The following is a 26,384-nucleotide window of genomic DNA, read 5'->3' as shown; positions in this document are numbered from 1 at the left end:
CCATTCCAATGTAATGAATATCTCAGGACATTCCTTCGAGACAATCCCATGCGTGAACAAGTTTCTCCCCCGAATGACCTCGCCCCGAGCCCCGTCCAAGACGCATCGGATCTTGCCACGTGGCGCCCGACGCTCGCCAAGCGCCGGGGAGCGACCAAACACAAGCTATTGGCGGAGCGGATCATCGCGGACATCGACGCAGCCATCCTGCCGGCCCTGGCGCAGATGCCGACCCATCGGGACCTTGCGCGCCGCATGGGCGTGTCCGTGCAGACCGTCAGCCTGAGCTACAAGGAGGCGGAACGGCGGGGCTACCTGCGTGGCGAGGTTGGCCGCGGCACTTTCGTGCGCAGCCGCGTCACCGAGAAGGCCGACCGTTTCATGCTCGACCGGAACCCAGGCGAGGCGATGGATCTGTCCATCGTCCGGGCCGTCTATACCGAGGCGCACGAACGCGCATCCCGCGCCGTCATGGCGGATCTCGCAGAACTCGACAACAGCACTTTCATGCGCCCATGCCGGCCGATCGCCGGCCTCGATCGGCATCGCGCGGCCGCACAGGGCTGGCTCAAGGGTCTGGGCGTCGATGCCGAGAAGGATCGCATCCTCATCACCAACGGGGCGGCCCATGGCCTGTTTCTGGCGGTCGCCGCCGTCGTCCAGCCCGGCGACATCGTTCTGACTGAGAGCCTGACGGATCACGGCATCATCGGCCTCGCGAACGTGCTGGGATTCAGCCTGCGCGGGCTGCCGACCGATCGCGAAGGCGTGTTGGTGGAGGCCTTCGCGGATGCCTGCGCGGGCGGCGGCGTGACGGCGCTGGTGCTCGTGCCTACGCTGGGCAACCCGACGAGCCACGTGATGGGCGCCGAAAGGCGGCGAGCCATCGCCGACGTGGCGCGCCGTTACGGTGTGTTCGTGGTGGAGGATGAAGTCTACAAGCCGTTGCTGGATGCGGCGCTTCCATCGATCACCGAACTCCTGCCCGATCTCGGCTTCTTCGTCACGAGCTTCACCAAATCCGTCATGACCGGCCTGCGAGTCGGCTATCTGGTCGTGCCACCGCAATACGGCATCCGCGTCGCCAGCATCATGCGTGTGACGACCTGGAGCGCCACCAACCTTCCGGCCGAGATTGCCACACGCTGGGTCGAGGACGGCACCGCTCGCAACCTGATCGACGTGCAGCGCCGGGAAGCGCGGGCGCGTCAAGCGATCGTGACTGAGAGCTTGAGCGATCACATCGCCCAGACCCACCCGCTCTCCCTGTGCGCATGGCTGAAAGTGCCGCCGCGCTGGACCGAAGATGGCCTCGTGCGGGCGCTCGCGCAAAGCCGGATCGCCGTCACGCCCTCCGATCCCTTCATGGCTGGCGGAAGCTGCGAGGGCGGCATTCGCATCTGCCTGGGAGGCCGGCTCTCGCATGCGGCTCTGAGTGATGCGCTGCAGATCGTGCGGCGAACCTTCGAGCAATTGCCACCGGTCTTTGACGTGAGTTCGATCGCCTGAGCCGAGTTGCGGATTGTTTCATGACAATATAATTATTGACATGAATTTTGGTGCATTACACGATCGCTTTGTCCTGAGCGAGGTGACCGATGCATTCCAGGCCAGCAGGAACGATTTCTCCCAATGCGGCTCACGCAGACGCGTTGGGCGCTGGCCTCGGCCGGAGCCGGAACATCCTTGATGCGGTTCGCTCGGCAGGCTCCCTGTGATGAGGGCTGCAATCGGGCTCGACGATATCCGGCAGGCCCAAGAGCGCATCGCCAGCAGCATTCAGCGCACGCCTCTCATTCCTTCCGCCAGCCTGTCCACGCGCTGCGGCACTCCGGTTTTTCTCAAGCTGGAAAACCACCAAACAACCGGCAGCTTCAAGCTGCGCGGCGCGACCAACGCCGTTCTGTCGCTGGATAGCGAAGCGCGTCGGCACGGCCTTGTCACCGCATCCACCGGCAATCATGGCCGCGCCCTCGCCCACGCTGCCAAGGTCGAAGGTGTGCGGGCGGTTATCTGCATGTCGGCTCTCGTTCCCGCCAACAAGGTTGAGGCCGTGCGCGCTCTCGGCGCGGAGGTGCGCATTGTCGGGCGCTCGCAGGACGATGCGCAGGATGAAGTCGAGCGTCTGGTGCGTGAGGAAGGCCTCATCGCCGTTCCGCCATTCGATCATGCGGCCATCATCGCCGGACAGGGGACGCTCGGTCTGGAAATCGCCGAGGATCGCCCCGATGCTGAACTCATTCTCGTTCCGCTTTCCGGCGGCGGGCTCGCATCCGGCGTCGCCGCAGCGATCAAGAGCAAACTTCCCGGAGCCCGCGTGATCGGCGTCTCCATGGCGCGCGGCGCGGCGATGGACGAAAGCCTGCGCGCGGGAAAACCCGTTCTCGTCGAAGAACTGGAAACGCTGGCCGATTCGCTTGGCGGCGGCATCGGGTTGGCCAACCAATACACCTTTGCCATGTGCCGCGACCTGCTCGATGGCGTGGTGCTTTTGTCGGAGGAGGAGATCGCGCACGGAATCCGCCATGCTTTCTCGGTGGAGGACGAAACGGTTGAAGGCGCAGGAGCGGTCGGCATCGCGGCGCTTCTGGCGAACAAGGTCGAGACGCGCGGGCCCACCGTCATCGTGGTTTCGGGCCGCAACATCGATGAAGCACAGCATCGTCGGATCGTCGATGGAACTCCGGATAGAGCGATATCCGCCGGAGGGCGCGGCTGATGGCCCGGATGCTCGTGCTCACCGAACCCGATCTTCGCAATGTCGTGCGGCTCGATGCGAGCGTGGTCGCCTGTGTGGAGAACGCGTTTGCGGCTCTCGCCACCAAGGCCGTGGTGATGCCGCCGATCCTGCGGCTCGACATTGCTGAGCATCGCGGCGAGGTGGATGTGAAGACCGCCTATGTGCCCGGCCTCGATGGTTTTGCCATCAAGGTCAGCCCCGGTTTCTTCGATAACCCCAAGCTGGGCCTGCCGAGCCTCAACGGTCTGATGATCCTGCTCAGCACCAGGACCGGCCTCGTGGAGGCCTTGCTGCTCGATAACGGCTATCTCACCGATGTGCGCACGGCTGCCGCGGGCGCCGTCGCGGCGAAGCACCTGGCAAGGCCCGACGCACACACCGCCGCGATCCTTGGCGCCGGCATCCAGGCACGGCTGCAGCTTGAAGCACTCACACTGGTGCGGCCGATCACCCGTGCGCGGATCTGGGCGCGCGAGCCTGCGAAGGCCGAGGCGGCGGCGCGAGAGATGGCGCATTCGCTTCGCATCACGGTCGAGGCCGCGTCCACGCCCGAGGCCGCCTGCGACGGCGCGCAAATCATCGTCACCACGACCCCGGCCGAGCAGCCGATCTTGAAAGCCGAATGGCTGCGCCCGGGCCAGCACATCACGGCCATGGGCTCGGATTCCGAGCACAAGAACGAGATCGAGCCTGCCGTCCTCGCGCGCGTTTCCTACTTCGCCGACAGCCTGGCGCAGACGCGGCGTCTCGGCGAACTCCACCACGCGATCCGCGCCGGCCTGATCGCACCCGATCGGTCGTTCGCCGAACTGGGACAGGTGATCGCCGGACAAGCGCCGGGACGGGAAAGCCCCGACACCATCACCCTGTGCGACCTCACCGGAACCGGCGTGCAGGATACCGCCATCGCCACCCTTGCTCACGCCCGCGCCGCCAATGCCGGCGCGGGCAGAGCCATCGACACGCAAGAATCAGCCGGAGGAACCCCGTGAGCGCGCCCAACCTCAATTTTACCAGAGCCGAATATGCCGAGCGCCTTGCGAAGACCCGCAAGGCCATGGACAAGTCCGGGACCGATCTCCTGATCGTCACCGATCCGTCCAACATGCACTGGCTCACGGGCTATGACGGCTGGTCGTTCTACGTCCATCAATGCGTGCTGGTGCCTCCTCATGGGGACCCGATCTGGTACGGCCGCGGGCAGGACGCCAACGGCGCGAAGCGCACCGCCTATCTCGCCCACCACAACATTATCGGCTATCCCGACCATTACGTTCAATCTACTGAGCGCCACCCGATGGATTTCCTGTCCGGCATCATCGCGGAACGCGGCTGGGACAAGGGCACCATCGCTGTCGAGATGGACAATTACTATTTCTCCGCCGCCGCCTACATGTCGCTGACCAAGAACCTGCCGAATGCCAAATTCAAGGACGCGTTGTCGCTGGTGAACTGGCAGCGCGCCGTCAAGAGCGCGACCGAGATCGGCTACATGAAGAAGGCCGGCCGCATTGTCGAGGCGATGCACCGGCGCATCGTCGAAAAGGTCGAACCCGGCATGCGCAAATGCGATCTCGTGGCCGAGATCTACGATGCGGGCCTGCGCGGCGTCGACGGCTATGGTGGCGATTACGCCGCCATCGTGCCGCTCCTGCCTTCGGGCGAGGAAGCGTCCGCGCCGCACCTGACCTGGGACGATCGTCCCATGCGCAGCGGCGAAGGCACTTTCTTCGAGATCGCCGGCTGCTACAAGCGCTATCACTGCCCGCTGTCGCGCACCGTCTTTCTCGGCAAGCCGACACAAGCCTTTCTCGATGCCGAGAAAGCCGTGCTCGAAGGCATGGAGGAAGGACTTGCGGCAGCGAAACCCGGCAATGCCTGCGAGGACATCGCCAACGCGTTCTTCACCGTCCTCAAGCGCTACGGCATCGTCAAGGACAACCGCACCGGCTATCCCATCGGCCTCAGCTATCCGCCGGATTGGGGCGAGCGCACCATGAGCCTGCGTCCCGGCGACAAGACCGAGCTCCAGCCGGGCATGACGTTCCATTTCATGACGGGGCTTTGGCTCGAGAATATGGGTCTCGAGATCACCGAGAGCATCGTCATCACCGACAAGGGCGTCGAGTGCCTGTCGAACGTTCCGCGCCAGCTCTTCGTGAAACCATGAACCTCATGACACCCGTTCAGCGCCCCTCCCCCATCACCGCCAGCGTCGATTTCGAGGCGGACGGGGTGCAGCATGGATTCCTGCGTCTGCCCTATAGCCGGGACGATTCGGCATGGGGTTCGGTGATGATCCCGATTGCCGTCATCAAGCGCGGGAATGGGCCGACCGCGCTGCTCACCGGCGGCAACCATGGCGACGAATATGAAGGCCCGGTGGCGCTGTTCGATCTGGCGCGCACGTTGCGAGCCGATCAGGTGCAGGGCCGCGTCATCATCGTGCCGGCCATGAATTATCCGGCGTTCCGCGCCGGCACCCGGACGTCGCCCATCGATCGCGGCAATCTCAACCGCAGTTTTCCGGGGCGCCCCGACGGTACGGTGACGGAAAAGATCGCCGATTACTTCCAGCGCACGCTGCTGCCGCTGGCGGATTTGGTGCTCGACTTCCACTCGGGCGGACGCACCCTCGACTTTCTGCCCTATGCGGCCGCGCATGAACTGCCCGACAAGGCGCAGGAGAAGCGCTGCTTCGATGCGGTGGCGGCTTTCTCGGCGCCTTATTCGATGAAGATGATCGAGATCGATGCGGTCGGCATGTACGACACCGCCGCGGAGGATCTGGGCAAGGTTTTCGTCACCACCGAGCTCTCGGGTGGCGGCACCTCGACTGCCAAGACCGTGGGTATCGCCAAGCGCGGAACCATGAATCTTCTGAAACATGCCGGCATCGTCGCCGGCGCGCCGGAAACCGGGCCCACGCGCTGGCTCGATATGCCGTCGGGCGATTGCTTCGGTTTTGCAGAGGATGACGGGCTCGTCGAACCCTGCATCGATCTCGGCGACCGCGTGCGCGCCGGCGACGTGATCGCCCGCATCCACCCTCTCGGACGCACCGGGCAAACCCCGACAGAACATCGGGCGGCACTCGATGGCGTCCTTGCAGCCCGACACTTCCCCGGTCTCGTCAAGACGGGCGACTGCCTCGCGGTCGTCGCCACGGTGGAGGACACGATCTGAACCCAAAACCCCGCCAGCGATGTCGCTGCAAGCCGGATCAACCGGCACGCGGATTCCCAAAACACCAGAGGAGAAGACTACATGCACAAGACCATTCGATACGGCGTTGCCGCTCTCGCTCTCGCAGCCGGCCTCGGGGGCGCTCAAGCGCTCACGATGGATGAGGTGAAGAAAGCCGGCTACATCCAGGGCGCCACCGCCAACGAGGTTCCCTACGGCTATATGAAGGAAGACGGCTCCGCCGCCGGCATCGGCCCTGACGTCGCGATCGCCGTGCTGAAGCGCATGGGCATCAACGAGGTCAACTGGACGGTGACGCCGTTCGGCACCCTCATTCCCGGCTTGAAGGCCCGCCGTTTCGCGTTCGCGGCTGCGGAACAAAACATCTCGCCCGAGCGCTGCAAGCAGGTGACGTTCACCGAGCCGAATTCGAGCTATGGTGAAGGCCTGCTGGTCAAGAAGGGCAACCCGAAGAAGCTCACCACATATGCCGATATCGCGAAGGACCCGTCCTTGAAGGTTGCGGTCGTGTCGGGTGCGAACAACATCGACTTCCTGCGCGCCGTCGGGGTCAAGGATGACCAGATTGTCATCATCCAGGCCAATGCCGATGCACTCTCGACCGTGCAGAGCCGTGCGGACGCCTATGCGGCGACCGAGCTGACCGTGTCCAAGCTCGCCGAGGGCGGCAAGGACGTGGAGCAGGTGAGGCCCTTCACCGATCCGATCGTCAAGGGGAAACCCGTGCGCAATTACGGCGGCTTCGCGTTCCGTCCCGAGGACAAGGATCTCTATGCCGCTTTCAACAAGGCGCTCGTCGAGTTCCGCAAGACCGACGACTACAAGAAGATCCTCACGTCCTACGGCCTGAGCGCGGAGAGCATCAAGGCCGCCGAGGCGAAGAACGTCGCGGATCTGTGCGAGGGCAAGTAACCCGTCGCACCGTTTTGAACTGTCCGGCGGGGATGATCGATCCCGGCCGGACGGAACGCGCGTGAGGAGACAACGACGATGACGTGGACGCAATATCTCGCGCCATTGCTCAAGGGCGCGCAAGTCACGGTGACGATCTCGCTCGCGTCCATCGCGATCGGCGCAATCCTCGCATTCGCGGCCGGCATCGCGCGCATCTCGAGCAATCGCATTCTGTCGGGAATCGCCTTTGCCTATGTGGCGCTGTTTCGCGGCACGCCGCTGCTGGTCCAGCTGTTCTGGTTCTATTATGCGCTACCGCTGATCGGCATCTCCTTCGATCCGGTCACGACCGGAATCGTGACGCTGGCCCTCCTCACCGGGGCCTTCGGCGCCGAAGTCGTGCGCGGCGCCCTGGTGGCGGTGCCGCTCGCGCAGCACGAGGCGGCACGGGCGCTCAATTTCAGCCGCACCTACACCCTGTGGCACATCTCAATGCCGCAGGCGATCATCGAGATGATGCCGCCCTTCGGCAACCTCGCGGTGCAGAATTTGAAGGACACGGCGCTGGTCTCATTGATCTCCATTGCCGACCTGACGTTCCAGGCGCAATCGCTGCGCAACATTACCCTCGACAGCGCCACGATCTACACGATGACGCTGCTCGGCTATTTCATCATCGCGCTGTTCCTGATGTTCGTCCTCCGCTTCGTCGAGATGAAGCTGCGGCGCGGGCCCGCCTTCCCCAGGAGTGCCCATTCATGATGTACGGTTATGTCTGGGACACCACCACGCCCCTCACCTTTGCGATCTCGATCCTGCCCATTCTCGGCATCGGCCTGATGGTCACCCTGAAGGCCGCTGCGGTCGGCTTCGCCATTGCGCTTGTCCTCGGCCTCGTTCTGGCGCTGATGCGCCGCAGCCGCATCAAGGCGATCTCATGGAGCGTCGCGTGCTTCACCGAGTTCGTGCGCGACACGCCGTTGCTGGTCCAGCTCTTTTTCCTTTACTATGTGCTGCCGGATTTCGGCATCGTCCTACCAGCCTTCATGACCGGCGCGCTTGCCCTCGGCCTGCAATACTCCGCCTACACGTCGGAGGTGTACCGGGGCGGAATCGACGCGGTACAACGCGGCCAGTGGGAGGCTGCGACGGCGCTCAACATGAGCAAGCTGCTGACCTATCGCGACGTCGTCATCCCGCAAATGATCCCGCGCATCGTCCCGGCGCTGGGGAATTACCTCGTCTCCATGCTGAAGGAGACTCCGGTCCTGTCGGTGGTGACGGTCCTCGACATGCTCGGCCTTGCCAACATGATCGGCGAGCGCACCTTCGACTACCTGGTGCCGCTCTCCATGGTCGGACTGATTTTCCTGCCCATGACCCTCATCTGCTCGGCCATCATCCACACGGTGGAGAAGGCTCTGCCTAAAAGCGGAATCCCCCTGCGATGACATCCATCATCCGTTTCCAGAACGTCACGAAACGGTTCGGCGCCTTGACGGTGCTGGACGATTTCAATTTTGATGTCCGGCCCGGCGAGAAAGTGACGCTGATCGGCCCTTCGGGCTCCGGAAAATCCACGGTGCTGCGCATCCTGATGACGCTGGAGCCTTTCCAGGAAGGGCATTTGGAGCTTGCCGGGATCAGCTATCACGAGCCCAATGGGCGCGGTGCGTTCAAGGCCAGCGAAAAGCACCTGCACAAGATCCGCTGCAATGTCGGCATGGTGTTTCAGAGCTTCAACCTCTTTCCGCACATGACCGTCCTGCGCAATATCGTGGAGGCGCCGGTGGCGGTCTTGAAAATGAAGCGCGCCGAGGTGGAGAGCCGCGCCATCGATCTTCTGCGCATGGTCGGCCTTCTCGACAAGAAGGATCATTATCCGAGCCAGCTCTCCGGCGGCCAGCAGCAGCGCGTCGCGATCGCCCGTGCGCTTGCCATGCGCCCGCGCGTTCTCCTGTTCGACGAGCCCACCTCCGCGCTCGATCCGCAATTGGTGGGAGAGGTTCTGGGCGTCATCCGCGCTCTCGCGAGCGAGCATGACCTCACAATGCTGCTGGTCACCCACGAGATGCGTTTCGCGCGCGAAGTGTCCGACCGCGTCTGTTTCTTCGACAAGGGACGGATCGTCGAACAGGGCGACCCGGACCGATTCTTCGGCAATCCCGAGCAGCCGCGCACCCGCGAGTTCCTGAGCTCGATTCTGAACGATTGAACGACGGACGGGAGAAGTCTCGGATCACAGCCCACCAAACCGAGACTCTCTCTGGCCTCGGCCGAAGAACCGAGATCCTCTCGCCGTCCGGAACGCTAGTCTGAGCCGTGTCAACCGCAAGGAGAGCGTCGCATGAACGCGATCACACACACTGTCGACGCCGCTTCGGTGCCCGTGAAGGCAAATGCGCATCCGGCGCTGAGCCGGCTTCGCGACGGACGCCTGCTGCGGGAGATGGCCTATATCGACGGTCGTTGGACCGGAGCGCCGCACGATGCGCGCTTCGAGGTGCGTGACCCTGCCTCCAGCCTCACCATTGCCCGCGTGTCTCGTCTCGGCGCAGACGAGGCGACCCAAGCGGTGGATGCGGCGGCACGGGCATTGCCCGCTTGGAAAACTCTGCTGCCGCAGGAACGCAGCGCCCGATTGCGCGCTTGGTACGATCTCATTCTCGACGCTCGCGAAGATCTTGCCCTCATCATGACGCTGGAACAGGGCAAGCCACTTTCGGAATCGCTCGGCGAAATCAGCTACGCCGCATCATTCGTGGAATGGTACGCCGAGGAAGCTAAGCGCCTGAACGTGGAGAGCGTGACGAGCCACCTGCCCGGTGCGGAAATGCTTGTGCGTCGGGAGGCATTGGGTGTCGCCGTATTGCTGACCCCCTGGAACTTCCCGGCCGCCATGCTCACCCGCAAAGCGGCCGCGGCGCTCGCTGCCGGCTGCACGGTGGTGGCGCATCCCTCTTCCTATACTCCTCTCTCCGCCCTCGCACTCGCTGAGCTCGCGGAACGGGCTGGACTGCCCGCCGGCGTGTTCAACATCGTCACCGGCGACGCCGAACCGATCGCCAACCGCTTCTGCGACGACGAGCGCGTGCGGGTGGTGAGCTTTACGGGCTCGACCGAGATCGGTCGCAAGATCGCGGCCCGTTGCGCTCCCACCATGAAACGCCTCGTGATGGAATTGGGCGGCCATGCGCCGCTTCTGGTGTTCGACGATGCCAACCTGGAAAAGGCCGTTGAGATCGCGATGGCGGCGAAGTTCGCCACATCCGGGCAGGATTGCCTCGCGGCAAACCGCATTTACGTCCAGCGTTCCATCTACCCGGCATTCTGCGAGGCATTCGGCAAGCGAATTGCAGGGCTGAAAATGGGCCCGGGACTGGAGGCCGACACCGAGATCGGGCCGCTGATGCACGCCAATGCGGTGATCAAGGCGAACGCGCAGATCGACGACGCCGTCGCGCGTGGCGCGCGGCGGATTGTGGGCGCGGCACAACCCGCCGGACCCCTGTTCGTGACGCCGACGCTTCTTTCCGACGTGCCCGATAGCGCCTTGATCATGAGCGAAGAGACTTTCGCGCCCGTCGCCGCCGTCACGCCCTTCGATACGGAGGATGAAGTGGTGATGCGGGCGAATGCCACGGAATACGGCCTCGTCGCCTATGTGGTCACCGAAAACGGGGCGCGCGCCCTGCGCCTCGGCCGCCTCCTCGAATACGGCATGGTGGCGGTCAACCGCGTGAAGATCACCGGCGCGCCGGTCCCCTTTGGCGGCATGAAACAATCCGGCGTCGGACGCGAAGGATCGCGCCACGGCCTCGAAGCCTTTACAGACCTGAAATACCTTTGCGTCGACATCACCTAATCCGGAGCCAGCCATGCTGAACGAAACGAACAATCCCGACAACGAACTCAATGCCTGGGACCGGGATCACTTCTTCCACCCCTCCACCCACATGGCGCAGCATGCGCGCGGCGAGACGCCGAACCGCATCATCACCGGGGCGGAGGGCGTGTACATCGTCGACCGGCAAGGCAAGCGCAGCCTCGACGCGTTCGCCGGGCTCTATTGCGTGAATGTCGGCTACGGCCGCACCAAGATTACCGATGCCATCGCGGCGCAGGCGGCGGCCCTGCCCTATTATCATGCCTATGTGGGCCACGGTTCCGAGCCGTCCATCCGCCTCGCGAAGATGATCATCGACCGCGCCCCGAAGGGCATGAGCCGGGTGTTCTTCGGCCTGTCCGGTTCGGACGCCAACGAGACGAACCTCAAGCTCGTCTGGTATATCAACAACGTTCTGGGACGGCCCGAGAAGAAGAAAATCATCTCGCGCTGGCGCGGTTATCACGGTTCCGGCCTGATGAGCGGCAGCCTCACCGGACTGGCGGCGTTCCACAACCTGTTCGACCTTCCGCGCCCCCCGATCCTGCACACGGAAGCGCCCTATTATTTCCGGCGGCCCGATCGCAGCATGAGCGAGGAACAATTCTCGCAATATTGCGCCGACAAGCTCGAGGAGATGATTCAAGCCGAGGGTCCGGAGACCATAGCAGCCTTCATCGGCGAACCGGTGCTCGGCACGGGCGGCATCGTGCCGCCGCCGCAGGGCTATTGGGAAAAGATCCAGGCGGTGCTGGCGAAACACGACATCCTGCTGATTGCCGATGAGGTGATCACAGGATTCGGCCGCCTCGGCACCATGTTCGGCTCCGATCATTACGGCATGAAGCCGGATCTCATCACCATCGCCAAGGGCCTGACCTCCGCCTATGCGCCGCTTTCCGGCGTCATCGTGTCGGAAAAGCTCTGGCGCATCCTGGAGCAGGGTTCCGATACATTCGGTCCCATTGGCCATGGCTGGACCTACTCGTCCCATCCGCTCTGCGCAGCGGCGGGCGTCGCCAATCTCGAAGTGGTGGACGATCTCGACCTTGTCGCCAATGCCGGCGAGGTCGGGGCCTATTTCAAGAAAGCCTTGAACGATGCCGTCGGCTCCAATCGGTTCGTCGGCGAGGTTCGCGGCGAAGGCCTGATGGCTGCCATCGAGTTCGTGCGCGATCGTGACGACCGGGTCTTCTTCGACGCGTCGGAAAAGGTGGGTCCGCGCATCGCGGCGGCCATGCTGGAGCGCGGCGTGATCGGCCGCGCCATGCCGCAGGGCGATATTCTGGGCTTTGCCCCGCCGCTCTGCCTCACGCGGCAGGAAGCCGACACGGTCGTTGCCGCCGCCAAGGGTGCGGTTGAAGCGGTGAGCGCGGAACTCTGATTCTTGTCCATGACGGGCCGGTGAAAAGCCGGCCCGTCATGGCGTGTCTTTCGTCTATCTCACGCCGAGCGCGCGGTTCCTTGCGCTGAGGATATGCGCGCTGATCGCCTCCACGGCCTGCGTTGGATCTCTCGTCTCCATCGCGGCGATCACAGTCAGATGCTCCTGCATCACCGGAATGACGAGCGGCTCCGAGAGCAGGGTCTGCTCCTGCCTGATCAACCTCACCTTGATGGAATTGACCCGGTAGGCATCGGCGATGATGTCGTTGGTCAGCGACGCGATGATCGTCCAGTGCAAATTCCAGTCGATGTTCTGCGCACGCGCGACGAGCTCGGGGCTGATTTCGCCATTCCGGGCAAGGCAATCGGCGATCACCTGTTCGTGGTCCTGCCGGAGACGGGCGAGTGTCGCGTCGCTCGCCTCGACGGCGAAAATCGCCATCGCCTCCCGCTCCAGAAAAAGACGAAACTGAAACGCGTCCTTGATGAGACTGACATCCACATGCGCGACCAGCATGCCGCGTTGCGGAACGGTTTTGATGAGGCCCTCGGCCTCAAGGCGCGGGATGAGTTCGCGGATCGCGCCAAGCGGCAGCCCGGTCAGTTCGACGAGCTCTCGTTGTGAGATGAACTGTCCCGGTCTGATGTCGCGCGCCAGAAGGTGATGGGTGAAACTCTCGTAGGCTCTTTCCCGCAGAGTTCCGCCATCACGCGTCTGGTTCGTCTTGTCCATGTTCAGGCCGCTTTCAACGCGAAAAGCGTGTCGTATGCGGCGCTCAAGCTGGCGGCGGTTCCGGTCGGAAGGGCAACAAGCGGCGCCCGGACGTGACGCCATTCGGCATCGCCGGTGCGATGCGCCACCAGCGCCTTCACGGCCGGGGTCACCGGGTAGCGCAGAACCTCATCCACTAGCGCATTGATGCGAGCGTCGGGGCGGGCGTTCTGCACCAGGGAAAGCAAGACCTGCGGACAGACATTGGCCAGACCTGAAATGGCTCCCTGCCCGCCGAGGGCCACGCCCTCAGCCAGATAACGCTCGTCGCCGATCAGGATCGCCAGATCCTTGTGGGCGGCAAGAAGGCGTTGCGTGTAATCCCAGTCTCCGGATGAATCCTTCACGCCGGTAATGACGCCCGGAAAGCTGTTCTTGATCCGGCCGATCAGTTCAACCGACAGTGCCACCTGCGTGACCGACGGGATGTTGTAGAGGATGACGTCGCGCGCCGCTTTGCCGAGTTTGCCGAGAAGCTGGCTGAACCAGGCGAACAAACCTTCGTCGCTCACACCCTTGAAATAGAACGGCGGCGGCAAAAGAAGCGCGCGGGCTCCGAAGTCATAGGCCATGCGCCCCTGGGCCAACGCCTCGTGAAGCGATGTGGCGGCAACGCAATACACCACGTTGCGCGGAGCGATTCCGCCGCCGGCGAGGGCGCCCAGGACCTGCTCGCGACCGGAAGTTCCAACCGATGCGCCCTCGCCTGTGGTGCCGAAGGCCGTAACGCTGGCGCAACCCTGCTGAAGGCACCAGCGGGCATGATCGACCAGCCGCGGGAGATCGATCGCGCCATCCTCCCGAAACGGCGTGGTCATCGCCGCGGAGAGGCCAAAAGGCTTAGAAGATTCGGTCACCGCAAGATTCCTCTAGTAAAGATCAGGGCTCCGCCGGAGAGCGACCGAGCGCGTTGTGTAGGATTAACATGTTACCTCGTATTTAGATATTTACAAGCGGCCCAAACGCTGGGCACTATGCAGACGAGACGCAGAGAACCGGGCTTGTTCACCCGGAAGCTCAATGAAAAGTCCGGAGGAGACGTCATGTCGATATCAGTTTCACGCCGCGCCCTGATGGGTGCTGTCGCCGCCATCGGCCTCGTTGCAGGGATGGTGCCGGCCTTGGCCGCCGACCCGATCAAGCTCAGGATTTCAACGCCTGCGGTCGATTCCGACTGGCACGCCAAGATGCTGCCGGTCTTCAAGCAGGAACTCGAGAAAAGCGCTCCCGGACAATTCGACGTCGAGATCCACCTCAACGGAACGCTGTTCAAGCAAGGCACGGAACCGGCCGCCATGCAGCGCGGCAACCTCGAGATGGCGATGATCTCGGCGTTCGACATCGCCAAGCAGGTGCCGGAATGGTCGATCTTCACCGCCGGCTACCTCATCCGCGACCCCGAGCATCAGGCGAAGGTTTTCGACGGTGAGATCGGTCGCGAGATGTACAAGCTTGTCGAAGACAAGATGGGAATCAAGATTCTCAGCGTCGGCTATCTCGGAACGCGCGAGGTCAACTTGCGCACCGACAAGGAAATCAAGACACCGGCCGATCTGGCCGGCGTCAAGCTGCGCATGCCGGGCTCCGACACCTGGTTGTTCCTCGGCAAAGCGCTGGGCGCAAACCCGCTGCCGCTCGCTTTCGGCGAAATCTATACGGCTCTCCAGACCGGCGCGATCGACGGCCAGGACAACCCGCTTCCGACGGTCCGCGCGACGAAATTCTACGAGGTCACGAAGCAGATCGTGATGACGGATCACCTCGTGGATTCGATCTTCCTCGCCCTTGCCGGATCGAGCTGGAACAAGCTCGACGACAAGCAGAAGACCGCCGTAATGAACGCCGCGAAGGCCGCGGTCAAGTTCAACAACGACAACAGAATCAAGGAAGAGGGCGAGTTGCAGGCCTTCTTCAAGTCGCAGGGACTCAAAGTCTACAAGCCCGATCTCGACGCGTTCCGCACCCACGTGCAGAAGGCATATCTGGACTCGGAATGGTCGAAGACATGGCCGAAGGGCATGGTCGATCGCATCAACGCGACGAAGTAGAAGCGTTCAATTCTTTGGTTCGGCGATCGGGCATCGGGCCGGCCTCCACGAGGCCGTCCCTACCGGTCGAGCAGAGGACGGTGATGGTGGACCATCGGTGAGGTCTGCTGCCCGGTTCTTGATGAAGTTGTTCTGCGCCTGTGGCCACGGCGCGAGCCCACTGAAAGTTTGCCCATGCAATCCTTCCGCGCCCGGTTCCGCCAGTTCGCCGAAATCATCGCGGCGGCGCTTTTCGCCGCAATGTTCGCAGCCTTCCTGGTCCAGGTTTTCGCCCGTTACATCCTGAACAATCCCATTAGCTGGACGCAGGAACTGGTGCTGATCCTCTATATCTGGATCGTGTTCTGGTGCGCTGCGTTTCTCTTGAGGGAGCGCGATCACATTACCTTCGACATGGCCTTCGAGGCCCTTCCGCCGGGCGCTCGCCGCCGCCTCGCGATTGTCCTCAGCGGCATCATCGCCATCGCATTCGTCGTCGGTCTGCCCGGGACGATCGACTACGTCATGTTCATGAAAATCGAAAAGAGCCCGGTGCTTCGAATTCGCTTCGACCTTCTCTATTCGATCTTCGCGGTGTTTCTGGTGGCCGTCATCGTCGACGCGGTCATCCGGATCAAGCGGCTCATGGGCCCATCATGGAACGAAGAGCTTAGCGCTCGCCAGGACATCGACTGATGAGTACCGTGTTCATCCTGACGCTCGTCGCATTCTTCGGCCTTGCCCTTCTGGGAATGCCGGTCGCCTTTGCGATGTTCGTCGCCTCGATCGGCTATCTGTTCGTCACCGGACGCGACCTCGGCCTCTTCAGCGAGCAGATCCTCAACGGTCTCTACGATTCGTTCGTACTGCTGGCTGTCCCGCTCTTCATCCTCGCCGCCAACATCATGAATGCCAGCGGCGTCTCGGACAGACTCTTCGAGTTCTGCCAGGCGCTGGTCGGCCGCTTTCGCGGCGGCTTGGCGCAGGTCGATATTCTCGTCAGCATCATCTTCTCGGGAATGTCTGGATCCGCCATCGCGGATGCCGCCGGCCCCGGCAAGCTCGTCACGCAGATGATGATCAAGCAAGGGCGCATTCCACCGGGCTTCGCCGCCTCGGTGGCAGCCTCGTCCGCCACGATCGGTCCGATCATCCCCCCGTCGATCCCGATGGTCATCTATGCGGTGGTCTCGGACACGTCGGTCGGATACCTGTTTCTCGCCGGCGTGATCCCCGGTCTCATCATGGGCCTGGCGCAGATGGGGCTCGTCGGCTTCGTTGCCCGCAAGCGCAATTTCCCGAGGGGCGAGGGAATTCCACTGCGCGAACTTCCGCGCACGAGCGTGCGGGCGGTGCCTGCGCTGCTGATGCCCGTGATCCTGCTGTACTGCATCTATGGCGGCGCGACGACGCCGACGGAAGCAGCGGCGATCGCAGCAGCCTACGCGCTGATGCTTGCCGTTTTGCTTTACCGCGAGCTCTCCTGGAAGGAAGGTTTCAAGGTGTTTGTGGAATCGGCGCGCGCCACGAGCGTCGTTGCCCTGTTGATCGCAGCCGCGATGGTCTTCAACTATGTGGTGGCGTCGGAACGGCTGCCGGAGCAGGTGGCGCTGCTGCTGCAGGGAGCGGAGGTGTCGCCGCTCATGTTCCTGCTGCTGGTCAACCTGCTGTTTCTCATTCTCGGCTGCCTCTTCGATGCCACGACCATGCTGCTCGTTCTGGTGCCGCTGTTCCTTCCGGCCGCGCGCGAACTTGGCATCGACCTGGTTCATTTCGGCGTCGTGATCGTCGTCAACATCATGATCGGGCTCATCACGCCGCCCTATGGGGTGCTGCTCTTCGTCATGAGCGGCCTGACCGGGATTCCGCTGCGGGACATCATCCGCGAGATCTGGTCCTTCATCGCAATCCTCATCGCGGCGCTTCTCCTGATGATCCTCGTCCCCGACATCGTTCTCTGGCTGCCGCGGCAGTTCGGATATGGTGGCTAGAGCGAAATGACGGTCGTCGACTCGCATCAGCATTTCTGGTCCCTCAGTGACCCGTGGTTCGATTGGCCGACGCCGGACCTCGCACCGATTTACCGAGATATCGGCCCCGCCGATTTGAAGGCGGAGCTCGAAGCAGCCGGCGTCAGCCGGAGCATTCTGGTTCAGGTCGCGCCGGATGTTGCGGAGACGCAGCATCTTCTCGACATTGCCGATGCCCATGAATTCATTGCCGGCGTCGTCGGCTGGGTCGATCTCGAAACCCAAGCTGCCATCGCCGACCTGGAGCGGTTTGCTGCGCGCGACAAGTTCGTCGGCATTCGCCCGATGATCCAGGCGATACCTGACGCGGACTGGATGTTGCGGCCCGCGCTGGCGCCGGCGTTGGCGGCGGTTCAACGCCTCGGCCTGACCTTCGACGCGCTCGTGCGTCCGCATCACCTCCAGGCCCTTCGCGCGTTCGTCGATCGTTATCCCGACCTACCGGTCGTGATCGACCACGGCGCCAAGCCCGCCATCGCTGCGGGCCGCGAAGGCTTTGCGGCCTGGGCCGATCTCATCGCGGCGGTTGCCGAACGTCCTCAGGTCCGGTGCAAGCTGTCAGGGCTGCTGACGGAGGCCGGCCGCCGGGCCAGTGCCGAAGATCTGGCGCCGTTCATCGATCATCTGCTCGAAATCTTCGGCGCCGAGCGCCTGATGTGGGGCTCCGACTGGCCGGTCGTCGAACTGGCTGCCCCCTACGCAACATGGATTGAACTCGCACGCGGGCATCTCGCCAGGCTTTCACGCAGCGAGCAAAGCGCGGTCTTCGGCGATGTCGCCAGCCGCTTCTATCGATTGTAAACTTTCGGGCAGATTGGGAAGCACCAGCATGAAGCGGCGGCAGATCGGCAGGACCTCACTGCAGGTGACGGAAATCAGCCTCGGCGGCGCGGCCATCGGCGGGCTGTATCGAGCCGTGCCGCGCCTGAACGCGGAGGAGACTTTCAGGGCCGCCTGGGACGCCGGCATCCGATACTTCGACACCGCCCCCTTCTACGGCTTCGGTTTGTCCGAGCGGCGGATGGGCGACTTCCTGCGCGACCATCCCCGTGACTCCTATGTGCTCTCGACCAAGGTCGGAAGGCTCCTGAGAGCTGTCCCGGAAGATCAGGTTCCCGACTACAGCTACGTCGAACCCCTGCCCTTCGCGGTCGATTACGACTACAGCTACGACGGGATCATGCGTTCTGTGGAATTCAGTCTGGCACGCCTCGGCCTGAACCGCATCGACATCCTTTTCGTGCACGATATCGGAGCCTACACCCACGGCCAGGTGGCCAATGACGGGCACCTCCGCGACCTGATGGATAGTGGCTTGAAGGCGCTCGAGCAGTTGAAGCGCGAGGGCTCCATTTCGGCCTACGGCCTCGGCGTCAACGAGGTCCAGGTCTGCCTCGACGTGATGGCGCGGGCACCCCTCGACTGCATTCTCCTCGCCGGCCGATACACCTTGCTTGACCGTTCTGCCAGCCGCGAACTTCTTCCGCTCTGCGAGAAGGCCGGGACATCGCTGGTGATTGGAGGTGTGTTCAATTCCGGCATCCTTGCCACCGGGCCGGTTGCCGGCGCTCATTTCGATTACGGCCCCGCCGACGACGACATTCTGCGCCGCGTCGCGCAGCTTGAGGAGACGGCAACGCGGGCTGGCGTTCCGCTCGCTGCCGCGGCCCTGCAGTTTCCGCTTCAACATCCAGCTGTCGCGACCGTGCTCATTGGCACCGCCAAGGCTTCCAGCCTGAGCCGCAACCTCGAACTTCTGGAGACCCCGGTTCCGGAGGATGCCTGGCGTTCATTCGAGGCTGCGGCCCTCAACTTGTAAGGAGACCAGCATGTTGCGTGGCATTCATCCGCTTCTGGGTCCTGACCTGCTGCACGCCCTTCGAAGCCTTGGCCATGGCGACGAGTTGGTTGTCGCCGACGCCAATTTCCCGGCTCACAGCCTGGGGCCGCGTGTCGTGCGGCTTGACGGTGTCGATGCGGTCTCGGCCGTCGACGCGATCCTGACCCATCTTCCGCTCGACACGTTCGCGGACGCAGCGGCCTTCCGGATGGCGAGCGTCGACGATCCGGCAACGGTGCCGCCCATCTGCGAAGTCTTTGCTGATCTGGTGCAGAGACTCGCAGGTCCATTCCCGGTCGTCGGGCTTGATCGCTTCGCTTTCTACGAGCGTGCGCGGAGCGCGGCTTTCATCGTCGCGACCGGCGAGCGGCGCCTCTATGGAAATCTCATCCTCAAGACGGGCGTCCTGCCGCCGGAATAGCCGCGCGCGATCAATGACCGGGCCGAAAGATTTATCGCTTCCCCTCGACACTCGCCGCGGCCAAAACAAGCTGGTTGCGACCGCCCTGCTTTGCGCGGAACAACGCGTCGTCGGCCTGCTCCATCAGTTCGGAGGTCGTGAGGGCATTGCTCGTGTGACATGTGGCGATGCCGATGCTGATGGTTAGCCCGAACCCCGCGCCCGAGCTTTCCACCGTTGAGCGCATACGCTCTGCCACTTTGAAGGCATCGGAACCGGCCAAGCCCGGAAGAATGACAGCGAACTCTTCTCCGCCGTAGCGTGATACCGTGTCACCCGCACGCACGCTGGCCTCGAGTGCCGCGGCGATGATGCGCAGACACTCGTCGCCCTTTTTGTGGCCATGTCGATCGTTGATCGCCTTGAAGTGATCGGCATCGACCATCAGGAGCGACAGCGTGTAGCCCGTGGCTTGCATCCGCAGCCACTCCCTTCGGAGCGTCTGCTCGAAGCCTCGGCGGTTCGGCAGGTTGGTCAATAGATCGGTCTGAGCGAGCGCTTTGAGCGCGAGGTTGGCCTTTCGCAAAGCCGCGGTCGCCTCGTCCTTGGCTTCGACGAGTTCCTTCTGCATCTGAAGGTCGCTCGCCAGCTGAACCAGCAGGCGGCTCTTCTCCGCCGAAAGTTCCAACATCGTCAGAAAGTTGCGCCAATTGACGGCGAGGAACCAGAAGATCCCAAAGGACATGAGCAGCAGAAGACCGATGAAGGGGCCGGCGACCGGATCTTCTGAGCGAGCGGAAATGTAAATCGCCGCCCCCATCATCGGGGTGGCGTAGGCGATGCAGGCCCAAGGCATCACGAAGATTGTGGTCACGGCGCTGACGGCCAGGAACCCGCAGCTCGCCATCAGGAACGCCGCCACGGAAAACGGAACCGTTGGCAGGTACCAGAGCTCCAACGCAGCCCATGCCGTGCCGAGAACACCTGAATAGACCGTGATGCGGCGGATGCGCCGCTTCGATACCCTCTGCGGTACCGCGCGCCCGCGAAGCCTAAACCAACTGATCAGCATGGGCAGAAGGAGGAGCCAGATGCCGAGACCGAGAGGGGTCAGATCGTGAGAAACCTTCGACGCGCCGAGGAAGAGGTATCCAATGGTCGAGCCAATACCGTTGCCGATGATGATCATCGGCATCTGACGAACTAGCGCAACCGACTGCGCGACCCGGACCTCGTTTTCGTCGAGAGCTGGGCCACCGTGCCCCGTTCCAAAGAACCGGCGCAACAGTGCGATCAGACGATTGCGCTCCATCGAAAGCCCGCCACCCCTGTCAGCCTTCAAAACGATTATATTCCGAAGGGCTGTTTGTCGACACTTGACGGGATGAGGTGAGGCCAGCGAGCGCGGATCCCCTATGCGGGCGAGGAACGAGACGGCGCCTATGGCGCCGCCTGCTGTTCGACGGACCGCCCTTACGTCCTTGTGATGGATACCCCACCATCGGCCAGGAAGGCGGTCCCGGTGACGAAGCTCGATGCGTCGGATGCGAGGAAGAGCACCGATTTGGCGATTTCCTCCGGCGCCGCAAGCCGTTTGAGGGCGTGCAGTCCTTCCACGAAAGCGAGCAGTTCCGGGGCGGCACCCGGAGCGTTGGTCACGCTCGCGGGCGTATCGGTGCCACCGGGCAGGATCGTGTTCACCCTGATGCCTTTTGCACCGAACTCGGCGGCAAGCACCTGGGTCAAGCCGATCAAGCCGGCCTTGCTCGCGGCGTATGCAGCCATCCCGGGCATTCCAACGGTGTGGCCCACGAACGTGGAGGTGAAGACGATCGAACCGCCGCCTCGTTTGAGCATTGCCGGGACTTGATACTTCGCTCCGAGAAACCCGCTCGTGAGATTGGTGTCGAGCGCATCGCGCCAGTCGCTGAGCGAGACCTCCGAAATTGGGCCCATCTGGCCCACGGCGCCGGCATTGTTGAAAGCAATGTCCAGCCCCCCGAAACGACTGACGGCCGTCTCGACCAAAGCTTGCGCGAGAGACTCATCTCTCACGTCGCCAACGACGGCGACCGCGTTTCCCCCGGAGCGCTGAATTTCTGCTACCAGAGCGTCCAGTTCGGCGGCTCGGCGGGCGGTCACGACGACGCTTGCACCCTCGCGCGCAAACAGCTTGGCGGTTGCGTAACCGATACCAGAACTGGCACCGGTTACGATTGCGACCTTGTTAATCAATGTGGACACTTTTGAACCCTTTTTCTGAGCCGATATGATGCTCGGGTTCTACATCTCAGCTCGGAAAGCTGATCGCGATCCGGTTCTTGCCGCCGAATTCAGAAGAGATCACGGCGGATTCCCGCAATGCACTTCACAGCAAGGCCGCTCTTGCTGCATTTTCCAGCGCACGCATGACCAGGAGGTACGGACCGGGTCCATGGCTGACGCGAGCGACGCCCAACTCCGCGAGTTTCGCCGCATTTGGTGTTGCGTCGCCCGCCATGATGTTGACCGGCAGCGGCGATCGTTCGACCAGAACGCCGATAAGCCTTTCGTCGGCCAGCCCCGGTACGAACAAGCCGTCCGCGCCGGCATCGGCGTAGGCGCGCCCCCGTTCGAGAGCCGCTGTCACCATGCTCTCATCATGCTGATCCCGACCCGTTTGAAAGAACACGTCCGTACGCGCATTCACGAATGCCGGAATGCCCATGTCATCGGCTGCGATCCTGGCCTCTCTGATCCGCGCTGCCTGATCGGAGACGTCGCGCAAGGCTCCGTTCTCCGCAAGGCTGTCTTCGATGTTGCAGCCGATCGCTCCGGCCCGCAAAGCACGCGCGACCGTCGCGCCGACCGCCTTGGGATCGGCGCCGTAGCCGCGCTCCAGATCGACCGTGAGAGGAAGATCGATTGCGCCCGCGATCCGCTGCAGGTTAGCGATGCAGAAATCGAGGGGCACCTGCTCGCCGTCGCCAAATCCGTTCGCGGCGGCAACAGACCAACTTCCAGTTGCCAGGGCCTTTGCGCCACTGGCTGCGACCGCCTTTGCGCTACCTGCGTCCCAGACATTGAAAAGAACGAGCGGGCGACCAGGAATATGAAACGACCTGAACGCGGTGGCATGGGATATTTGCTTCGACATAAATCACCTCAGAGCGAGAATTCGCGGTTACGCGTTCTCCAGGGATCACAATACATCAGCGCGTGGGCTGCAACCGATCAATCTCACGACGCACCGCGCCGACATCCCGTCGCAAACTCTCGATGGCGCGAGAGAGCTCGCGGAAGTCATCGCGGGTGATCGTTGTGCCAACCGAGACTTGAGGCACGCTCGCGCAATCCGGCGAGCCATCGCGGCGATACCGAAGACTCAAGGTGTCGTTGACCTTGAGATAGACGCATCTGGTGTCGGGGTCGCGCCACGTCGACGGCTCACTCTCCTGAGCCCCCGCCGGCGCGACGAATGCCAGGATCGCACCCGCGGCAAAAATCGTTAGGTTCATGATCCGCTCGTCCCCTGAACAATTTACAGCTGCCGCTTGTTGCGACAGCAGCCCTGTTTTGCGTCCCACCGGCAACGCCGGCGTGCACTGTCTCTCGGAAGATCATGGTCGAGTGCCGGTGCGGTCACAAGGGTCTCGCCCGGAATCGCCCCCTTTCAGGCAGGATACTTCATGCAAGGCCCGAGATAGAGGCAATGCTGATTTTCGAGTATTCACGGACACCGAGCTTCGTCCTCGCCGCCGTTGCCCAAGGGTAACAACGTCCGATAAAACGAGTTTCCTCAACGGAAAACGGTTGTCATGTAGGCATTTCCTCTTAGTCTTCGGCGCGAAACTTTATGTCGCCGCGGAAATGCTTATGCCCTTGAATTCGAGCTCGCTCCGAAAGCTGCTTCTCGGTACGACCGCCTTCGCCGCCGCATCGCTGTGCGCGCCGGGCAGCGTACGCGCGCTCGACATTCGATGGCTGGGCCCGACTGGCGGCCTGTGGAGCAATGCTGCAAACTGGAACGCCGGATTGCCGACCGGTCTGGACGTCGCGGTCTTCCCTTCCGCGCCAGGTGCCCGCGTCGTCGATGTCGACGGACCCCAGTCGGTGAACGGCCTGAACTTCGAATCGAACCTCAACCGCACCCACACCCTGATCAACGGGACGATCGAGCTGACCGGCGGTGCCGTCATCGTCGCGCCGCTCAGCTTTGTCAATTTCGATGCTTCCCTGAGCCTGAATCTGGCTGCCGACACACTCTTCAATATCGCAGCGCCAACGAGCATCGCAGGCACCATCTATGGCAGCGGCGGCCTGACCAAGTCCGGCACCGGCACGCTGACGCTCACCGGCGCGAACAGCTATAGCGGCGCGACTGTCGTGTCGCAGGGCACGTTGAGCGCAGGAGCGGCCAATACCCTGTCGACGGTGTCCGACATCACGGTGCAAAGCGGCGCGACGCTCGAGGTCACAGGCGATCAGCTTACGGGCTCGCTTGCGGGCGCGGGCAATGTGGTGATCGGCTCGGGGGCCATTTTCACCACCGGCCTCAACGAGATCGCCACGACCTTCTCCGGTTCGTTCAGCGGCGCCGGCTCGCTGGAAGTCGACGGCAACGCCACGGAGTTGACGCTGACGGGCAACAGCATCATCGGCGGCGATCTTACCGTTTGCTGCTCGCTCCTCGACATCAGGGGATCGTTCACGGCCGCCGGAACGGCAGCGGTGCTCGACGGCAACCTGAATGTTTCGGGCCCATCGGGCGCATTGACCGCGGACGTGGTGGCCGTCGAGGGCGGCAACATCAACATTCTGGGCGGCGGCCGCGTCAACACGAACATCCTTGGCTCGATCGGCGGCGAGATCAACGTTACGGGAAGCGGGTCCCTGGTGAACGCCGATGTGACCGACATCTCCGCGCTCGCAGGCGACGCAACATTGAACATTTCCAATGGCGGGCGCGTGGTGACGCGAACCGACGCGGCTTTGTCGTCCGTCGTGTTGGGCACCGGATCCGCGACAGTGCGGGACGCCGGGTCGGAATGGAGTGTCGGCGGCAATCTCATCGTAGGCGACACGATCAGCGGCTTCGCCACGCCCGGCCTGCTCACGGTTCGAGACGGCGGACGGGTGTCGGCTGGAACTTTCACCATCGGCGAACAGGGCACCGTTCGTGTCGGCATCGGCAATGTGGGCGGCACGGTGTCCGCCGGGTCGGTCGTCAACGCGGGTGTCCTTGCCTTCAATCACAATGATGGTGTGACATTTGCAGCCCCTTTGAGTGGATCCGGAACCGTCACCAAGGAAGGATCCGGCACTCTCACATTCACCGGCGCGAATACATCGACCGGCGGAACGACGATCACAGGCGGCACGCTTGTCGGCAACGCCGCGAGCCTCGGCCGCGGCACGATCAGAAACGACGCACGCCTGATCATCGACCAGCCGACCGGTGCGGCGTTTGATACCGCCATCAATGGGACGGGAACGCTTGTGAAACGGGGTGCGGGCAAACTCGATTTGCGCGGCACGCACGCTCTCTCGGGCTCAACGCAAGTGCAGGCGGGAAACCTTGCGGTGAACGGGTCGTTGGCGCAATCGGCTGTGATCGTCACCAGCGCCGGCACATTGTCCGGCACGGGCATTGTCGGCAGCATCCTCGCCCAATCAGGCGGAACGGTATCCCCCGGCAACTCGATCGGCACGCTCAATGTCGCCGGCAACGTGGGGTTCTCCTCCGGCTCCACTTATCGAGTCGAAGTCAACGCCCACGGGCAATCGGATCGCATCTCCGCTACCGGCGTCGCGACGCTCTCGGGCGGCAAGGTTTTCGTCCCGGCCGATCAAGGTTCGTACAGCGACAAGACGGACTACACGATCCTGACCGCAGCGAGCGGCGTGAACGGCACTTTCGCGGTCGCCAATACAAATTTCGCGTTTCTGACGCCGACGCTTTCCTATGACGGCGACGGCGTGACGCTGACCCTGAAGCGCAAGGTCATTCCGCCGAAACCGGTTCCGTTCACCTCCGTAGCGGTCTCGAGGAACCAATTCGATACTGCCGCCGCCGTCGAAGCGCTCGGCTCCGGCAACCGCTTGTACGATACGGTCCTCGGTGCCAGCACCGGCGCAGCTCGGCAAGCGTTCGACGCGCTGTCGGGCGAGGTTCACGCGTCCGCCGTCACGGTCGCGTATCAGGACGCGACCCTCATCGGCGATCGATTGCTGCAGCGCCTCGACCGCGCATCGCAGTCCGGCTCATCCACGCTGCCTGCCGCCTACGCGGCCGATCGGCCGGGGAGAGTCGACGAACCGGTGCCCATCACTGTGCAGGGCTTCGATCCCCGTCGTTTTGCATTGTGGGGCGAAGGTCTCGGATCGTGGGGGCGGACCCGTTTCGACGGCAACGCAGCCTCGATCGATCGCTCCACGGGCGGTTTCGTTCTCGGTGCGGACATGGCGGTGAGTCCCGCCTACCGCCTTGGCGTTGCCAGCGGCTTCACTCGCACCACGTTCGATATCGACGCCCGAAACTCCTCCGGCACGACCGAAACCGTGTTCGGCGCGATCTATGGATCGGCGCAATGGGGGGCACTCGGCGTTCGGCTCGGCGCCGCCTATGCGGGCCGGGACACCGACACGAAGCGGTCGGTGATCTTCCCTGCCTTCTCTGATCAGGCCACCGCGTCCTATGACGGCTCAACGGCGCAGGTCTTCGGCGAGATCGGTTATGCCATTCCCACCGCCGGTGTGCGTTTCGAGCCGTTCGTCGGTGCCTCGATCATCCAGGTTCGCACGGACGATTTCCGCGAGAACGGCGGCATTGCCGCGCTCGCCGGCTACGGCCCGGCGCGCGAGCTCGGCTCCACGACGGTCGGGATCAAGGTCGAAACGACGCTCGGCGAGACAGCGGCACTCACCTTGCACGGCACGTTCGGCTGGCGTCACGCATACGGCGACATCGCCCCCTCCTCGCTCGTCGCTTTCGACGGCGGCGCGGTGCCTTTAACGGTGTGGGGGATTCCGGTCGACCGGGACGCTCTGATCGCGCAAGCCGGTCTCGATTGGCAGGCGACCCAGGACGTCACGCTCGGCATCGCCTATAACGGTCAGATCGGCCAGCGCGGGCAGGATCATACCCTCAACGGCAATCTCACCTGGCGCTTCTAAGGGCTCCGCTGGCATTCGCGCCAAACCGGATGGGTCTTCACCATATC

Annotated in this window: 24 protein-coding genes; 18 read left to right on the top strand and 6 right to left on the bottom strand. The window is 63.2% G+C overall.

The genetic code is table 11. From position 1 onward, the window contains the following. The first annotated feature begins 48 nt into the window (after window positions 1-48). The 11 genes from ehuR (at window position 49) to FEZ63_RS05815 (ending at window position 12,111) form a co-directional block, all read left to right on the top strand. Window positions 49-1,509 carry a MocR-like ectoine utilization transcription factor EhuR gene (gene ehuR / locus FEZ63_RS05865; RefSeq protein ID WP_150942709.1) on the top strand — a complete coding sequence of 487 codons (1,461 nt, stop codon included), beginning with the start codon at window positions 49-51 and terminating at the stop codon, window positions 1,507-1,509. A gap of 208 nt (window positions 1,510-1,717) precedes the next feature. Further along, window positions 1,718-2,719 (top strand): hydroxyectoine utilization dehydratase EutB, encoded by a 1,002-nt coding sequence (eutB, locus tag FEZ63_RS05860; protein WP_150942708.1) that lies wholly within the window; start codon window positions 1,718-1,720, stop codon window positions 2,717-2,719. Then, a complete protein-coding gene (gene eutC, locus FEZ63_RS05855) occupies window positions 2,719-3,732 on the top strand; it encodes an ectoine utilization protein EutC (protein WP_150942707.1) in 1,014 nt (337 codons plus the stop codon). The genes eutB and eutC overlap by 1 nt, the downstream gene beginning before the upstream one ends. Next, a complete protein-coding gene (doeA, locus tag FEZ63_RS05850; protein WP_150942706.1) occupies window positions 3,729-4,910 on the top strand; it encodes an ectoine hydrolase DoeA in 1,182 nt (393 codons plus the stop codon). Before eutC ends, doeA begins: the two co-directional genes overlap by 4 nt. A 5-nt stretch (window positions 4,911-4,915) precedes the next feature. Continuing rightward, window positions 4,916-5,926, top strand: coding sequence for a N(2)-acetyl-L-2,4-diaminobutanoate deacetylase DoeB (gene doeB / locus FEZ63_RS05845; protein ID WP_150942806.1), 1,011 nt, complete (start codon window positions 4,916-4,918; stop codon window positions 5,924-5,926). Window positions 5,927-6,007: 81 nt separating this feature from the next. After that, window positions 6,008-6,859, top strand: a complete 852-nt coding sequence (gene ehuB / locus FEZ63_RS05840; RefSeq protein ID WP_150942705.1) for an ectoine/hydroxyectoine ABC transporter substrate-binding protein EhuB — start codon at window positions 6,008-6,010, stop codon at window positions 6,857-6,859. Window positions 6,860-6,937: 78 nt separating this feature from the next. Further along, window positions 6,938-7,603: an ectoine/hydroxyectoine ABC transporter permease subunit EhuC gene (gene ehuC, locus FEZ63_RS05835; RefSeq protein WP_150942704.1), complete on the top strand. Its 666-nt coding sequence runs from the start codon at window positions 6,938-6,940 to the stop codon at window positions 7,601-7,603. Next, window positions 7,600-8,292, top strand: a complete 693-nt coding sequence (gene ehuD / locus FEZ63_RS05830; RefSeq protein WP_150942703.1) for an ectoine/hydroxyectoine ABC transporter permease subunit EhuD — start codon at window positions 7,600-7,602, stop codon at window positions 8,290-8,292. The genes ehuC and ehuD overlap by 4 nt, the downstream gene beginning before the upstream one ends. After that, complete coding sequence (gene ehuA / locus FEZ63_RS05825; RefSeq protein ID WP_150942702.1) at window positions 8,289-9,056, top strand: ectoine/hydroxyectoine ABC transporter ATP-binding protein EhuA; 768 nt, start codon at window positions 8,289-8,291, stop codon at window positions 9,054-9,056. Before ehuD ends, ehuA begins: the two co-directional genes overlap by 4 nt. A 132-nt stretch (window positions 9,057-9,188) precedes the next feature. Next, window positions 9,189-10,706, top strand: coding sequence for an NAD-dependent succinate-semialdehyde dehydrogenase (locus FEZ63_RS05820; RefSeq protein WP_150942701.1), 1,518 nt, complete (start codon window positions 9,189-9,191; stop codon window positions 10,704-10,706). A 13-nt stretch (window positions 10,707-10,719) separates the two neighbouring features. After that, entirely contained in the window at window positions 10,720-12,111 is a 1,392-nt protein-coding gene (locus FEZ63_RS05815) for an aspartate aminotransferase family protein (RefSeq protein WP_150942700.1), read from the top strand. Between the two features lie 54 nt (window positions 12,112-12,165). Here the strand turns inward: FEZ63_RS05815 and FEZ63_RS05810 are convergent, their stop codons facing one another. Both FEZ63_RS05810 and FEZ63_RS05805 read right to left on the bottom strand, forming a co-directional pair. Then, a complete protein-coding gene (locus FEZ63_RS05810) occupies window positions 12,166-12,846 on the bottom strand; it encodes a GntR family transcriptional regulator (protein ID WP_150942699.1) in 681 nt (226 codons plus the stop codon). A 2-nt stretch (window positions 12,847-12,848) separates the two neighbouring features. Beyond that, window positions 12,849-13,742, bottom strand: coding sequence for a dihydrodipicolinate synthase family protein (locus FEZ63_RS05805; RefSeq protein ID WP_275552332.1), 894 nt, complete (start codon window positions 13,740-13,742; stop codon window positions 12,849-12,851). A gap of 186 nt (window positions 13,743-13,928) precedes the next feature. Here FEZ63_RS05805 and FEZ63_RS05800 point away from each other — a divergent pair, with 186 nt between their 5' ends. The 6 genes from FEZ63_RS05800 to FEZ63_RS05775 all read left to right on the top strand — a co-directional run bounded on the left by FEZ63_RS05800 (window position 13,929) and on the right by FEZ63_RS05775 (window position 19,203). Further along, on the top strand, window positions 13,929-14,933 hold the full coding sequence (locus FEZ63_RS05800; protein WP_150942698.1) for a sialic acid TRAP transporter substrate-binding protein SiaP: 1,005 nt from the start codon (window positions 13,929-13,931) through the stop codon (window positions 14,931-14,933). Window positions 14,934-15,107: 174 nt separating this feature from the next. Then, on the top strand, window positions 15,108-15,608 hold the full coding sequence (locus FEZ63_RS05795; RefSeq protein WP_150942697.1) for a TRAP transporter small permease: 501 nt from the start codon (window positions 15,108-15,110) through the stop codon (window positions 15,606-15,608). Continuing rightward, a complete protein-coding gene (locus FEZ63_RS05790) occupies window positions 15,608-16,903 on the top strand; it encodes a TRAP transporter large permease (protein ID WP_150942696.1) in 1,296 nt (431 codons plus the stop codon). Before FEZ63_RS05795 ends, FEZ63_RS05790 begins: the two co-directional genes overlap by 1 nt. 6 nt (window positions 16,904-16,909) lie before the next feature. After that, window positions 16,910-17,743 carry an amidohydrolase family protein gene (locus FEZ63_RS05785; RefSeq protein ID WP_150942695.1) on the top strand — a complete coding sequence of 278 codons (834 nt, stop codon included), beginning with the start codon at window positions 16,910-16,912 and terminating at the stop codon, window positions 17,741-17,743. 28 nt (window positions 17,744-17,771) lie between these two features. Continuing rightward, window positions 17,772-18,761: an aldo/keto reductase gene (locus tag FEZ63_RS05780; RefSeq protein ID WP_150942694.1), complete on the top strand. Its 990-nt coding sequence runs from the start codon at window positions 17,772-17,774 to the stop codon at window positions 18,759-18,761. A 10-nt stretch (window positions 18,762-18,771) separates the two neighbouring features. After that, window positions 18,772-19,203 carry an RbsD/FucU family protein gene (locus FEZ63_RS05775; protein ID WP_150942693.1) on the top strand — a complete coding sequence of 144 codons (432 nt, stop codon included), beginning with the start codon at window positions 18,772-18,774 and terminating at the stop codon, window positions 19,201-19,203. A 31-nt stretch (window positions 19,204-19,234) separates the two neighbouring features. On the opposite strand, the gene FEZ63_RS05770 is transcribed toward FEZ63_RS05775, so the two are convergent. The 4 genes from FEZ63_RS05770 to FEZ63_RS05755 all read right to left on the bottom strand — a co-directional run bounded on the left by FEZ63_RS05770 (window position 19,235) and on the right by FEZ63_RS05755 (window position 22,679). Further along, complete coding sequence (locus FEZ63_RS05770) at window positions 19,235-20,494, bottom strand: GGDEF domain-containing protein (RefSeq protein ID WP_150942692.1); 1,260 nt, start codon at window positions 20,492-20,494, stop codon at window positions 19,235-19,237. Between the two features lie 161 nt (window positions 20,495-20,655). Next, the gene (locus FEZ63_RS05765) at window positions 20,656-21,426 is read right to left on the bottom strand and encodes an SDR family oxidoreductase (protein ID WP_150942691.1); all 771 of its coding nucleotides are present in this window, start codon (window positions 21,424-21,426) and stop codon (window positions 20,656-20,658) included. 124 nt (window positions 21,427-21,550) lie between these two features. After that, entirely contained in the window at window positions 21,551-22,318 is a 768-nt protein-coding gene (locus tag FEZ63_RS05760; protein WP_150942690.1) for an isocitrate lyase/PEP mutase family protein, read from the bottom strand. Window positions 22,319-22,373: 55 nt separating this feature from the next. After that, entirely contained in the window at window positions 22,374-22,679 is a 306-nt protein-coding gene (locus FEZ63_RS05755) for a hypothetical protein (RefSeq protein ID WP_150942689.1), read from the bottom strand. Between the two features lie 358 nt (window positions 22,680-23,037). Between FEZ63_RS05755 and FEZ63_RS05750 the strand changes: the two genes are divergently transcribed. Beyond that, window positions 23,038-26,337, top strand: coding sequence for an autotransporter outer membrane beta-barrel domain-containing protein (locus tag FEZ63_RS05750; protein ID WP_162419678.1), 3,300 nt, complete (start codon window positions 23,038-23,040; stop codon window positions 26,335-26,337). The last annotated feature ends 47 nt before the right edge of the window (window positions 26,338-26,384 follow it).

The sequence above is a fragment of the Microvirga brassicacearum genome, assembly GCF_008757455.1.
In the GTDB taxonomy this organism is placed as follows: Bacteria; Pseudomonadota; Alphaproteobacteria; order Rhizobiales; family Beijerinckiaceae; genus Microvirga; species Microvirga brassicacearum.
Note: the sequence above shows the minus strand (reverse complement) of the source record. Positions and strands in the feature narration are given on the sequence as shown.